This window comes from Ruegeria sp. A5 (assembly GCF_056543005.1).
In genome coordinates, this window is the sequence record NZ_JBQGAV010000007.1 from 182,011 (window position 1) to 194,944 (window position 12,934).

Annotated in this window: 10 protein-coding genes; 9 read left to right on the plus strand and 1 reads right to left on the minus strand. The window is 59.8% G+C overall.

Annotated elements, in window-relative coordinates:
- Positions 1-22 precede the first annotated feature (22 nt).
- From ACR0AY_RS16175 to ACR0AY_RS16195, 5 genes are all read left to right on the plus strand, one after another.
- Complete coding sequence (locus tag ACR0AY_RS16175; RefSeq protein ID WP_170514545.1) at positions 23-3,235, plus strand: reductive dehalogenase; 3,213 nt, start codon at positions 23-25, stop codon at positions 3,233-3,235.
- Between the two features lie 129 nt (positions 3,236-3,364).
- Positions 3,365-4,231: an FAD binding domain-containing protein gene (locus ACR0AY_RS16180; protein ID WP_170398402.1), complete on the plus strand. Its 867-nt coding sequence runs from the start codon at positions 3,365-3,367 to the stop codon at positions 4,229-4,231.
- A complete protein-coding gene (locus tag ACR0AY_RS16185) occupies positions 4,228-4,707 on the plus strand; it encodes a (2Fe-2S)-binding protein (protein WP_170408211.1) in 480 nt (159 codons plus the stop codon). The genes ACR0AY_RS16180 and ACR0AY_RS16185 overlap by 4 nt, the downstream gene beginning before the upstream one ends.
- Complete coding sequence (locus ACR0AY_RS16190; protein WP_170514548.1) at positions 4,707-6,962, plus strand: xanthine dehydrogenase family protein molybdopterin-binding subunit; 2,256 nt, start codon at positions 4,707-4,709, stop codon at positions 6,960-6,962. Before ACR0AY_RS16185 ends, ACR0AY_RS16190 begins: the two co-directional genes overlap by 1 nt.
- Positions 6,955-7,200 (plus strand): MoaD/ThiS family protein, encoded by a 246-nt coding sequence (locus ACR0AY_RS16195; RefSeq protein WP_170408213.1) that lies wholly within the window; start codon positions 6,955-6,957, stop codon positions 7,198-7,200. The genes ACR0AY_RS16190 and ACR0AY_RS16195 overlap by 8 nt, the downstream gene beginning before the upstream one ends.
- Before the next feature lie 28 nt (positions 7,201-7,228).
- Here ACR0AY_RS16195 and ACR0AY_RS16200 read toward each other — a convergent pair whose 3' ends face one another.
- Positions 7,229-8,101, minus strand: a complete 873-nt coding sequence (locus ACR0AY_RS16200; protein WP_170514551.1) for a LysR family transcriptional regulator — start codon at positions 8,099-8,101, stop codon at positions 7,229-7,231.
- 99 nt (positions 8,102-8,200) lie between these two features.
- On the opposite strand from ACR0AY_RS16200, the gene ACR0AY_RS16205 reads away from it, so the two are divergent.
- The 4 genes from ACR0AY_RS16205 to ACR0AY_RS16220 are packed head-to-tail and all read left to right on the plus strand — an operon-like array spanning position 8,201 to position 12,928.
- Positions 8,201-9,643, plus strand: a complete 1,443-nt coding sequence (locus tag ACR0AY_RS16205) for an aldehyde dehydrogenase family protein (RefSeq protein WP_170514554.1) — start codon at positions 8,201-8,203, stop codon at positions 9,641-9,643.
- A complete protein-coding gene (locus ACR0AY_RS16210) occupies positions 9,643-10,620 on the plus strand; it encodes a membrane dipeptidase (RefSeq protein WP_170514557.1) in 978 nt (325 codons plus the stop codon). The genes ACR0AY_RS16205 and ACR0AY_RS16210 overlap by 1 nt, the downstream gene beginning before the upstream one ends.
- On the plus strand, positions 10,620-12,302 hold the full coding sequence (locus tag ACR0AY_RS16215; RefSeq protein WP_480454407.1) for a hypothetical protein: 1,683 nt from the start codon (positions 10,620-10,622) through the stop codon (positions 12,300-12,302). The genes ACR0AY_RS16210 and ACR0AY_RS16215 overlap by 1 nt, the downstream gene beginning before the upstream one ends.
- The gene (locus ACR0AY_RS16220; protein ID WP_170514563.1) at positions 12,299-12,928 is read left to right on the plus strand and encodes a DUF3726 domain-containing protein; all 630 of its coding nucleotides are present in this window, start codon (positions 12,299-12,301) and stop codon (positions 12,926-12,928) included. Before ACR0AY_RS16215 ends, ACR0AY_RS16220 begins: the two co-directional genes overlap by 4 nt.
- Positions 12,929-12,934 lie beyond the last annotated feature (6 nt).

Consider the following 12,934-nt stretch of genomic DNA (forward strand, 5'->3'; position numbering starts at 1 on the left):
GGCAGCTAACTGGAGGCGCGCGATGGGGATCCGCTTTTTCTCGGACAAGAACAGACCTGTTCACATGGGTCCGTTCCCGCTGGAACGGCTGGCGCGGCAGGGTCGGATGCCTGATCTGGCGCAGGTCGAACCGATGTGTGCGCTTAGCTTTCGCAGGCCCGAGCAGCCCGAAAGCATCGTGAATGCGATGGGCGAGTTTCAGGCGATGATGGACGCAATTCGGGATGGATTTGTGAACCCCGTCGCATCGGAAATTCCTGCCAACCCAGCAGATCGTGCCAATCATCTGAAAGCGTTTGGCTATTTCAACGATGCGTCGATGATGGGCTGTGGGCCGCTACCCGCGGAGGCGATGCTGGCTGAGCCTCGGCGCAACCCGGATATCGACCGGCTGGCTCATGCGCTTAGGACGCGGCAAACCAAAACGCTGGCCTCGGGCATCGATCTGATCATGGCGGATCTAAAAGAAAGCATGGAGGCCGCGCCACGCCCGATGGACTGTCATCGCCATACGCTCGTGTTTCTCTATGAGTTCAACCGCGATCCGGACCCCTCGGAGCCCGGGTCCGATTGGATCATGGATGCGCAGGATCACCGCGCCTGTTTGCTTGCCACCGAGAATGCAGTGGTCATTGCCAACTACATCCGCCTCCTGGGTTTCGATGCGCGGGCGCATACGGCGATGTCCTCTGAGGTTGATCTGGGCAAGCTGGCGGTTGCTGCGGGTTTGGCCTCGGTTGAGGATGGTGCGGTTGTGGTGCCCTGGTTGGGTAAGCGGTTCGGATTGGCCGCTGTGACCACCGAAATGGAGATCGCGCATGACCGACCCTTGCAACCGCTGGCCGAACAACCGTGGTTCCGCACGCAAGGACCTGCATGGTGGCTGGGTGCAGGCTTCGCCAAGAACGCTCTGAACCGGGATGCCTATGCCAAGCGGCGCTATGTGGACGGGGCACATCCTTTTGAAAACCTCAAACGAGTCGAAACACCGACCACCTATATCGACGAGCAAAACGTAGCCCGGGTGCCCAAACGCGCAGACATGTTTGCGCGGGCTCAGTTCGGCGACATGGGAAAATCGCTGCAGGACGCGACCAAGGGCGGGCATTACGTGCGCAAATCCGCCCCCAGCTTTGCCCAACGCCGCGCGCTGGGCGCGTTTGTTTTGCTGCAGGACGGTGACAGCGCCGAGGCTATACAACCCACAGATACCGAAAGAAATGCCGCGAATATCAAGGCTGCAACCTATTTCCTTGGGGTCGATGCGGTCGGGCTCAGCCGGTGCCCCGAGTGGAGCTGGTATTCCCATGACGCCACCGGAGAAGAAATCGTTCCGCCCCATGATCAGGCGATCAGCATGATCATCGACCAGGGCTATGAGACGATGGAAGGCGCCAGCGGGGATGACTGGATCAGCGTGGCCCAATCCATGCGCGCCTATCTGCGGTTTTCACTGCTGGGGGGCGTGATCGCGCAGCAAATCCGAAATCTCGGCTACAAGGCCAAAGCGCATACGGTGATGGATGGCGAGGTGCTGCAACCGCCGCTGCTGCTGTTGTCGGGGTTGGGGGAGGTCAGTCGGATCGGTGAGGTGATCCTGAACCCCTATCTTGGCCCGCGCCTGAAATCCGGTGTCGTGACAACCGACATGCCGATGACGCATGACAAACCCATCGATTTCGGCCTTCAGACGTTTTGCGAAAGCTGCAACAAATGCGCTCGGGAATGCCCTTCGGGCGCAATCACTGCCGGGCCAAAGCTGATGTTCAACGGCTATGAAATCTGGAAATCCGACAGCCAGAAATGCGCCACTTACCGTATCACCACGCCCGGGGGGGCGATGTGCGGACGATGCATGAAGACCTGCCCATGGAATCTGGAAGGTATATTCAAGGAACGCCCGTTCCGATGGGCCGCGATGAATATTCCGCAGGCCGCGCCTGCATTGGCCAAACTGGATGATGCGGTCGGCAATGGTGGTCTAAATAACATCAAGAAATGGTGGTGGGATATCGAGCTGGAACCTGACGGGGCCTATCGCCCGTCGCAGCACCCATTGAACCGGCGGGACCTACAAAAAGACCTCGATTTGAAGTACGAGGATCAGACGCTTGCTGTCTACCCCGCTCCTCTCGCTCCGCACCCATGGCCCTATCCCTTCAACATGGACCGGGAAGCCGGAATTGCCGCCTATGAGGCGATGGTCACAGCTGAAGACTACAAAGCGAGCAAAACGGCAGGCGATATGTCAGTGATCCACCGTTATCAGGTCGCAGGGGACGCCCCGGTGATGCGGGTGGAACTAACCAAGGTCGACAAGATGACCTCGGATGTCACCAAGTACGAGTTCTCAACCCTCGACGGTGCGCCCTTACCGAAATGGACTGCGGGCGCGCATCTGGACGTGCTGGTTTCGCCCGAATTCCTGCGGCAGTACTCGATGTCGGGCGATCCCTCCGACCGCAACACTTATCAGATCGGCGTGCTGCGCGAGGATGAGGGGCGCGGCGGCTCGGCCTTGCTGCATCGCATCTTCAACGAAGGGCGCAAGGTCTTCATCTCAAAGCCGATAAACCATTTTGAGCTGGACGAGACTGCAACCAAAACCTTTCTGATGGGCGGCGGAATTGGCATCACGCCGATGATTGCTTTTGCCCACCGACTACATGCGATGGGCAAACCGTTCGAGCTTCACTATTCCGCCAGCACACGAGCAGGTGCCGGATATCTGGATGATCTGGCGGCTGTGCCATGGGCCGATCACGTGCACTATCACTTCTCGGACGAGGGCACACGGGCCGATCTGGAGGCTGTTCTGGGCGGATATCAGGACGGATGGCACGTTTATACCTGCGGCCCTGACCGCTATATGGACGGCGTCATTCACGCAGCCGAACGGCAGGGGTTTCCGGAAGGTGCACGGCATCTCGAATATTTCTCGGTGTCGGAACAGCCCGAATATGAGAACCATCCGTTCACTCTGAAATTGGCGAAATCGGGTCGGGAGTTGACTGTACCCGCTGACAAAGATGCGGCGCAGGTACTTAATGAGGCGGGCTTTCACGTGGATGTGAAATGCGCTGATGGGATCTGCGGGGTCTGCAAATGTGACGTGATTTCAGGTGAGATCGAACACCGCGATTTCGTTTTGTCCAACAAACAACGCGAAGGTGCGATCATACTGTGCCAAAGCCGGGCGGCCCGGGCAGACGGGGTGATCGAGATCGATCTGTGATTGCTCTCGATAAAACGACATTTTGAATCCCAAAAATTGGTCGTTCCAGCCATGGACGCCGCCGACTTGCTGCACTAACGTCCCCGGCGAACCCCAGTCTATCCTGATCAACAGGTGTGAGGTACTTTCATGGATTATCACAGCCCCGCCAGCTTTGCCGAGGCGTCGGCTCTGGCCGCAAATGCAACGGGCATCACTCGGTTTCTGGCAGGCGGCACCGATGTGCTGGTGCAGTTGCGCTCGGAATTGGTGACGCCCGATACGCTGATCGACATCAAGAAGATCGATGGCGTTAGCGAAATTACCCGCAATGCCGATGGCAGCTGGACGCTGGGCGTCGCCGCGACCGGCGCCGAGATGAGCGAGCACGCCGCGTTGGGCCGCGATTGGCCGGGTGTGGTCGAGGCGATGGACCTAATTGGATCGACTCAGGTACAGGGGCGTGCGACGCTGACCGGGAATCTGTGCAATGGCTCTCCGGCGGCGGACTCGGTGCCAGCGATGGTTGCGGCAGGCGTTACAGTCACCGTGACGGGCCCGGACGGCACACGAGAGGTGGCGGTCGAAGACATCCCGACGGGACCTGGAAAGACCTCACTGGCCAAAGGCGAACTGATCTCGGCGGTCAACATTCCAGCGCGTGGCGACAACGCCGGTGACGCCTATCTGCGCTTTATCCCGCGCACCGAGATGGACATCGCGGTGGTTGGTGTGGGCGTAAACTTACGACTGGATGGCGATACCATCACCGAGGCGCGCGTCTCACTGGGGGCTGTCGCACCAACCGTCTTGCTGGTTGAAGACTGCGCCAAAGCGCTGATTGGCAGCGCGTTGGATGACGCGGCGCTGGACGCGCTGGCTGCAGCGGCATCGGCTGCCTGCAATCCCATCGATGACAAACGCGGCACTATTGCATTCCGCACCGAAGTTGCTGGCGTTCTGGCCAAGCGCGCCGCAAAAATCGCCTATGCCCGCGCAAAGGGAGAAGACGTATGAGTAAGTTCCACGTATCCACCACCGTGAATGGGGACGCGGTCGAATACCTCTGCGACCCGCGCGAAACCCTGCTGGACTGTCTGCGCGACAAGCTGAACCTGACCGGCGCGAAAGAGGGCTGCGGCACCGGCGATTGCGGTGCTTGTTCGGTCAGCGTCGATGGCCGTTTGGTGTGTTCGTGCCTGATGCTGGGCGTCGAGGCTGAGGGCAAGCAGATCGAAACAGTTGAAGGGATCGCGGACGGCGACGTCCTGCATCCGCTGCAAAAGAAGATGATTGAGTATGCCGCCCTGCAATGCGGCATCTGTACCCCGGGTATTCTGGTGGCGGCCAAGTCGCTGCTGGAAAAGAACCCCAATCCCACCGAAGAGGAAACCCGGTACTGGCTGGCGGGCAACCTCTGCCGCTGCACCGGCTATGACAAAATCATTCGCGCCGTGATGGATACGGCGGCTGAGATGCGGGAGGCTTCGTAATGGCACTGGACGATCGCAAATCTGACTTCACCTTTGTCGGCACCCGACCCGATCGCCCTGACGGTCTGGACAAGGTGACGGGCCGCGCCAAGTTCGGTGCGGATATCTCAGCCCCCGGCATGTTGCATGGCGCCATCCTGCGTTCACCCCATGCCCATGCGCGGATCGTCAAGATTGATGCTTCAAAGGCCGAGGCCCACAAAGACGTCAAAGCCGTCGTGACCCGCGCCGATTTCGCCGATGTTCCGTTCAAGCCGGGGCTGGAAGGCGAATTCTGGAACGTGCTGGAAAATGTCATGGCGGGCGAAAAGGCTCTGTATGACGGCCATGCGGTAGCAGCAGTTGCAGCGACATCAGCCTTGGCGGCACGCGATGCGCTGAAGCTGATCGAGGTTGAATATGAAGTTTTGCCCCACGTCACAGATGTGGACAAGGCGATGGCCCCCGACGCGCCTGTCATCCGCGGAGGCGCGGCGGACTACTCGGTGCCCGAGGGGATGCACCCCAACGTAGTGCGCTATCACGAAAGCGGCCACGGAGATGTCGAAGCCGGATTTGCCGAGGCGGATCTGGTAATTGAGGACAGCTTCGTTACCGAGGCAACCCATCAGGGTTACATTGAACCTCATGCCTGCATGGGGTCTCTGGGTACTGACGGCAAAGGTGAGCTTTGGTGCACCACCCAGGGCCATTGGATCGCACAGAAAACCTGCGCGGCGTTGCTGGGCATCGAAACCTCACAACTGCGTGTGATCGCGTCTGAGATCGGCGGCGGCTTTGGTGGTAAGACCACTGTGTTCATCGAACCGGTTGCGTTGGCGCTCAGCCGCAAGGCCAACCGCCCCGTAAAGATCGTGATGACCCGGTCCGAGGTGTTCTGTGCGACCGGCCCGACCTCATCGGCGTCGATGGATATCAAGATCGGTATGAAGAAGGACGGCACCATCACGGCAGCCGAAGGCATCTTCCGCCTGCAGGGCGGTGCCTTCCCGGGTGCGCCGGGCGACATGACCGCCATGTGTGCCTTTGCGCCCTACAACCTGACCAACGTTCGCCAGGTCGGTTATGACGTAATGGCCAACCGCCCGAAACAGGCCGCCTATCGCGCGCCAGGCGCTCCGATGGGTGCGTTTGCGGTCGAATCCGTTCTGGATGAGCTGTGCAATCAACTCGGCCTCGACCCGGTGGATGTGCGCCTAAAAAACGCCGCGCATGAAGGCACCAAAGCCAGCTATGGCCCGACCTATGAGCGCATAGGTCTTGTCGAAACGCTTGAGGCCGCCAAGGCGCATCCGCATTACTCGGCCCCGTTGAAGCCGGGGCAAGGGCGCGGGATTTCCTGTGGGTTCTGGTTCAACCATGGTGGTGAGACCTCAGTATCTCTAGCACTGTCCGAGGACGGCTCGGCCCAAGTCATGGTCGGTACGCCGGACATCGGCGGATCACGTGCGTCGATGGCTCTGATGGCAGCTGAAGTTCTGGGTATCCCCTACGAGAATATCCGCGTGACCGTCGCCGATACGGCAACGCTGGGTTACAATGACGTAAGCCATGGCAGTCGCGTGACCTATGCCTCGGGTCTGGCGACAATCAAGGCGGCGCGCCATGCGGTCGAGCAGCTATGTGCCCGCGCAGCGGCCAGTTGGGGAATTCCGGTTGATGCGGTGAAATGGGAGAACGGTTGTGCCGTGCCCTCAGGCCCCAATGCCGGTGACTTCGATCCGCGCCCGCTGGCCGATATCACCGCCCATATGGGCGCGACCGGCGGCCCGATCTCGGGCCATTTCGAGGCTACGCCGGAAGGCGCGGGTGTATCCTTTGGCACCCATATCGTGGATGCCGAGGTCGACCCGGAAACCGGCAAGACCAGCATCACCCGCTACACGGTCATTCAGGACGCGGGCAAGGCGATCCACCCGACCTATGTCGAAGGCCAGTATCAGGGCGGAGCTGCGCAGGGCATCGGCTGGGCGCTGAACGAGGAATATATCTATGGTGAGGATGGCCGCTTGCAGAACTCGATTTTCCTCGATTACCGCATCCCGGTCGCCAGCGATCTGCCGATGATCGACACGGTGATTGTCGAAGTGCCCAACCCCGGCCACCCGTTCGGTGTGCGTGGTGTGGGAGAGACCGGCATCGTGCCGCCCTTGGCCGCCATCGCCAACGCGGTCTCCAACGCGGCCGGTGTACGCCTGAAGCAACTGCCAATGTCCCCGCCGCGCATTCTTGCCGCGCTCAAGGACAATGGTTGAGGTCCACCTCTGGTCTAGCCTCCGGTCTTTGACCGGGGGTCGCGAGGTGGTCGAGGTTGAGGCCGCCACCACGGGCGAATTGCTGCAGGAACTGGTGCGTATACATCCCCGGCTGCAGGCACCGATCGATGCTGGGGTCTCGGTGGCGTTGGACGGGCGCATCATCGCGACCGGACTGTCTGAGCCGATTCCGGAAGGTGCCGAGGTTTATCTGATGCAGCGTCTCAGGGGCGGTTGAAGGCGAAAGGTCTAATCGACCCCCTCCCTCACGCGAAATCACGGGATAGGATGAACGCGCAACACTGCTCGGTCAGATCTTGGAAGCGCGAACGCTCGCGGACATAGAGATACACTTGCCTTTTGTCGTGAAGGTCCGTGATCGGGCGGTAAGACACCGCCTCCGGCAAGAATTCGGCAACGGTTTGAGGAAGCACCGTGATCCACTCGCCCGATCGCACTAGTGTGATAAGTGAATGCGTGTTGTGAATTGTGATCTCGGCGTTTTTGATTGCCGTATGGAAAGCCGGCGTTTGAATCAGATCGCATAACATGTTTCGGACAAAGGGCGCGGTGGCCATGTCGGGGATAGTCAGCGGTTCAGCGCGTGTGATCAGAGGATGATCCGAGGCCGCGACCAATCCAAAGGAGTCCTGAAATAGCGGAATGGTTCGGATGCCGTTCAGGGCGTGATACCCGGATGCGATTCCGATATCTGCCTGATCCTGAGCGATAGCATCCAACACCTGCTGAGTGTCGGTGTCGCGCAGCTCGATCTTCACCCCGGGGGATTCGCTGCTCATGTGGTGCAATAGTGGTGGAAAGATCAACGCGCCAACCGACGGGACGGATACGATCCGGATCAATCCCTGTTCAGCCAGCGCGGCGGCTTCGATATTCTGGACGGTCTGATCGAATTGGCGCACTTGCCGCAAGCCCAGATCGAGTACCTGCTCACCCAGCGGGGAAAGCTGGTTCTTGCGCTCGCCTTCGAACAGCTTTTTGCCCAGATGGTCTTCGAGCTGCTTCAATGTCATCGAGACGGCTGATTGCGTTCGACCAAGGCGGTCGGCGGCCTCGGACAGTTTCCCGGTCTGGGCCACCGTGCAAAAGCAACGCAGCATCTCAATCTTGATTGCCAACTTCAGGTTCCTTGAAGTTTGTTTAAGTTATTTGAGTTTGACTGATGTGCATCGGAAAATCCATCCTGTGACAAACGAATTCTGACTCTGGGGCGCATTGTGACCAAACTGAACCTGATCGCTGGCGAATGGCTGGCAGGCGAAAGCGAAATCGAAAACCGCAACCCTTCTGATCTGACTGACCTGGTTGGTATGTTCGCGCAAGCCAGCAGCGACCAACTTGAAGCGACGCTGGATCAGGCACGTGTCGCGCAAGCTGAATGGGCTGCCTATGGGCTGGAACGTAAGCAGGCAGTTCTGAACGCCATCGGTAACGAGCTGATGACCCGCGCCGAGGAACTGGGCACGTTGCTCAGCCGGGAAGAGGGCAAGCCGCTGGCCGAAGGTAAGGGCGAGGTCTATCGAGCGGGTCAGTTCTTTACCTACTACGCCGCTGAATGTCTTCGTCAGATTGGGGAAAACGCCGACTCCGTTCGCCCCGACATCGAGATTGACGTGCGCCGCGAAGCGGTGGGTGTTGTCGCCATTATCAGCCCGTGGAACTTTCCCACCGCGACCGCTTCGTGGAAGATTGCGCCCGCGCTGTGCTATGGCAACGCTGTGGTGTGGAAACCGGCGAACATCACCCCGGCCTCGGCCGTGGCACTGACCGAAATCATCGAACGGCAGGACATTCCCAAGGGTCTGTTCAGCCTGGTGATGGGCTCGGGCCGTTCGATTGGCCAACGTCTGGTCGAAAGCCCCAAGGTCAACGCGATTTCCTTCACCGGTTCGGTTCCGGTCGGCAAGGGCATCGCGGCGGCGGCGATCCAGAACCTGACCAAGGTACAGATGGAGATGGGGTCGAAAAACGCGCTGGCCGTGATGGACGACGCCGATCTGGATCTGGCGGTGAAGCTGGCACTGGGTGGTGCATTCGGCGGCACCGGTCAAAAATGCACCGCCTCGTCGCGGCTGGTGGTTCACGCGGGCATCCATGATGCCTTTGTCGAAAAGCTCGTCGCAGGTGCGCAGGCGATGAAGGTTGGTCACGCGCTGGAGCAGGGCATTCAGATGGGTCCCGTCGTCAGCCAGCAGCAATTGAACGAAAACCTGGCCTATGTCGATCTGGGTAAGTCCGAAGGGGCCGAACTGGCCTGTGGTGGTCAACGTCTGGAAATGCCGCATGACGGCTTCTACATGTCGCCCGGCGTTTTCCTGAACACTACCAACGACATGCGCATCAACCGCGAGGAAATGTTCGCGCCGCTGACCAGCGTGATCAAGGTCGGCAGCTATGACGAGGCGCTGAGCGTGGTGAACGACACCAATTTCGGCTTGACCTCGGGCATCGTGACCAAATCTCTGGCCCGCGCCACCCATTTCCGCCGCAACGCGCGCACCGGTGTGGTGACCGTGAACCTGCCTACCGCGGGCACCGACTACCACGTGCCCTTTGGCGGACGCGGCGACAGTTCCTACGGTCCGCGCGAGCAGGGCAAGGCGGCGGCGGAATTCTACACCACCGTCAAAACCGCCTATATCAGCGCAGGCCCGGTCTGATGCTGATCGACGGGCTGCAATATGCCAACTGGTCGGAAAAGATATTCCGCCAACTGCGCGAGGGGGGCGTGGATGCGATCCACGTCACCATCGCCTATCATGAGAACTTCCGCGAAACGGTTCTGAACTTTGAGAAGTGGAATCGCTGGTTCGAGCAATACCCGGACCTGATCATGAAAGGCCGTTGGGCCAGCGACATCGACATCGCGCGCGAAACGGGGCGGACGGCTGTGTTCTTCGGGTTTCAGAACCCATCCCCGATCGAAGACGATATCGGTCTGGTTGAGGTTCTACATGATCTGGGCGCTCGCTTCATGCAGCTGACCTATAACAACCAGTCGCTGCTGGCGACCGGCTGTTACGAGGCCGAAGACACCGGCATCACCCGCATGGGCAAGCAGGTGATCAAAGAGATGAACCGCGTGGGCCTTGTTGTCGACATGAGCCATTCGGCGGATCGGTCGACCATCGAAGCGGCGGAATTGTCCGAGCGCCCCATTGCCATCACCCATGCCAATCCGCACGAATGGTCACCTGCTTTGCGCAACAAGCGCGATGCGGTGATCCGGGCGGTGACGGAAAATGGTGGGATGCTGGGCTTTTCGGTCTATCCTCATCACCTGAAGGACAAGTCCGACTGCACGTTGGAGAGTTTCTGCGAGATGATCGCCCGAACGGCTGAGAAATACGGTGCCCAGCATCTGGGGATTGGCACCGACCTGTGTCAAGATCAGCCCGACAGTGTGGTTGAATGGATGCGCGTGGGGCGCTGGACAAAACAGATCGACTATGGCGAGGGTTCGGCCTCGGCCCCCGGTTTCCCGCCAATGCCGGGCTGGTTTCGGGACAATCGCGACTTCGGCAACATCGAGTCCGGCTTGCGCGCCACTGGCATGAACTCCGACGAGGTCGCGGGGATCATGGGCGGCAACTGGTACCGCTTCTTTGCCGATAATTTTGGGCCACAAGGCATATGATGGACCAAAGCCCGCATATCGCACGCCGCGACCCGGCCACTGTGATGCGCCTGTCCCGTTTGGGATCGTTGCATCAATGCCGTCTTAGTTTTATGCGGCAATTGACCCGTCGGATGGCTGCCGAAAACTGGACATTCACCCGCCCGGTCTTCCAGATTGATGAAAAGGGCGTCGGTCACGCGGTCTACACCGCACAAGGTCCCGAACGCGCTTATTCGTTGGTGGCGTTTGCCCATGATTTGCCACCCGAGCAACGCTCGGATCGTGTGATCGCCGAGGCATGGGACGCGACTTTTGCGTTGTTTGACGGAATTCCTGACCCGGAAGACATTGAGCGGCTTTCGCAAAACGTACCTCTGCAAGAGGCCGGGCGTGTAAGCGAAAACGAGCTGTCCTTGTCACGGGCCAACCGCTCGGTGCGTCTGTGGGCACATGTCGTGGATCGTCTTGCCACCGGTCAGCAGCCCGACCTCGAACAGATTTACAAGGTCGGTTACCTGATGCGGACAACCGCCGTCTATGGCTCGGGCAAGTTCGGCGCGGCGGATCGTGAGAGGATTGCAGACCGAGACGAAGTCAGCGCGCCATTTCAGGCCGAGATGCTTTCGGTCTACCTGACGCGGACCTTCGTGCGCGATCTGGTGCAACATATGGCCCGCACCAAGGGTGGCGACCAGACCGCAGAGTTGAACCCGGAAATCGCGCGTTGGCTGGGTATAGGCAATTCGACCGGGCTAGGTATGGCGCCTTTCATCGTCAATCACCCGATCCTGTTCAACAACTGGATCATGGTCCGGGAAGAGGCGATCTCGCGGGTTCGGTCCATTGAGACCGCAACAGAGGCAGAAGCGGCCAAGTTTCGCAACATCTTCGCTCGTAGCAGATTGTCGATCTCGTGGTGGAAGTCCGAGCATCCAATCCAGATCGAAAAGCTCGCGGCGCTGAATGCTGACTTGTGCGCAATATCGGACTATCTCGACAAGACCGATCTGACGGGCAATCAGCCGTGGGACCGCTTGATCTTGTGGTCTCAGGCTGCGCTCAGCGAAGAAGGGCAGGAGTTGCTGGCCTCGCTGATCCTTGAACCCTACGGTGAACTGGTCGATGGGCTGACCAGCTGTATGGCAGACAGCAACGGTGCGGCGCATGTGATTGATGGCACGATGACCGTTGGCGCGGTGCGCGACCTGATCCGCGCCAGCTTTGGCTGGGCAATGGGTCTGGACTGGAACGCGCCCGAACACTGCGCGCGCGCTTGGTATGTGTCCGAGGAAAAGCTCGAGCCCCGGCTGGGTGAGCGGTTTGACGAACCGATTGCAGACTACGAACAGCCGCTTGCCCCGGCGCGCGACGCGGCTCTGGCCGAAAGCGCGCTTTCGGAATGGGCGGATGGTGCACCCATAGCCGAGTTCCTACTTGAACACCCTGAACACCGCCACACGATCCGTCGCGCGCAAATGAGCCACGTCGCGCCTTACGGCGAAATTCGCGACAACACGATCAGCGCGGATGTTCTGCCGATCGACATGCTGCGTGCCAAACTCTCGTTCTTTGGTGCCACGCATTTCGATCCTCGTTCAGACCGCTGGGTACGTATCTGCATGTATGCTGGCGCACCTTATCCCGAAGAGTTAAGCAGCAAGACTGCCGATCTGTGGGTCTATCCGGAGCTTGGACCGTGAACGTATCGCTGAATGAGGTCGAAGCCACGGCCAAACGCGCCGCGCGCGGAGCCGGATACCCCTGGGGACTGGCGGAAGAGGTCGGCAAAGCCACACGTTGGCTATGCGCGCACGGGATTGATGGCACGAATTCCCTTGCGCAATTGTTGGAGCAAGGTCTGGCGGCCTCGCTCAAGAATCACCGCCCGGTTGAGATGCAGTCGGCTTGGGCGGGGCAAGGCGTGCTTTGCCCGATCATCACGGGCGCTTTGCTGTCTGATCGGTCTGACCTGCTGCACGCAGGTCCCATACGTATTCAGAAGCTCGCAGTACCTGTTTTTCTGCTGCCCTTCGTAGCCTCGGCGGCACGCGCCCAGAATAACGTGATCACGCATACGTGCGATCTGTTCAGGGCCGCAACGGATGGCGATCGTCTGGAGGCGGGGCAGGATTGGCCATCGTTTTCTGATCACACCCAGATCACGCTGGGCGGCCAACTTACCACCCCTCGACCGCACGTGACCCGCGCATCCCCGGACCCGGTTTGCTGGGACACCCTCAACCGATTTGCCCATCGCACCTACGCGCCTGCTACCGAAGAATCCCGACTGTTGGGTGCCGGCGCTGGCCTGTCCGACAATGACTGAATGAGA

Excerpts from the sequence above, each read along its gene's own strand:
- ACR0AY_RS16210 (WP_170514557.1), top strand. The coding sequence starts at position 9,643 with ATGCTGATCGACGGGCTGCAATATGCCAACTGGTCGGAAAAGATATTC.
- ACR0AY_RS16185 (WP_170408211.1), top strand. The coding sequence starts at position 4,228 with ATGAGTAAGTTCCACGTATCCACCACCGTGAATGGGGACGCGGTCGAA.
- ACR0AY_RS16190 (WP_170514548.1), top strand. The coding sequence starts at position 4,707 with ATGGCACTGGACGATCGCAAATCTGACTTCACCTTTGTCGGCACCCGA.
- ACR0AY_RS16215 (WP_480454407.1), top strand. The coding sequence starts at position 10,620 with ATGGACCAAAGCCCGCATATCGCACGCCGCGACCCGGCCACTGTGATG.
- ACR0AY_RS16180 (WP_170398402.1), top strand. The coding sequence starts at position 3,365 with ATGGATTATCACAGCCCCGCCAGCTTTGCCGAGGCGTCGGCTCTGGCC.
- ACR0AY_RS16175 (WP_170514545.1), top strand. The coding sequence starts at position 23 with ATGGGGATCCGCTTTTTCTCGGACAAGAACAGACCTGTTCACATGGGT.
- ACR0AY_RS16195 (WP_170408213.1), top strand. The coding sequence starts at position 6,955 with ATGGTTGAGGTCCACCTCTGGTCTAGCCTCCGGTCTTTGACCGGGGGT.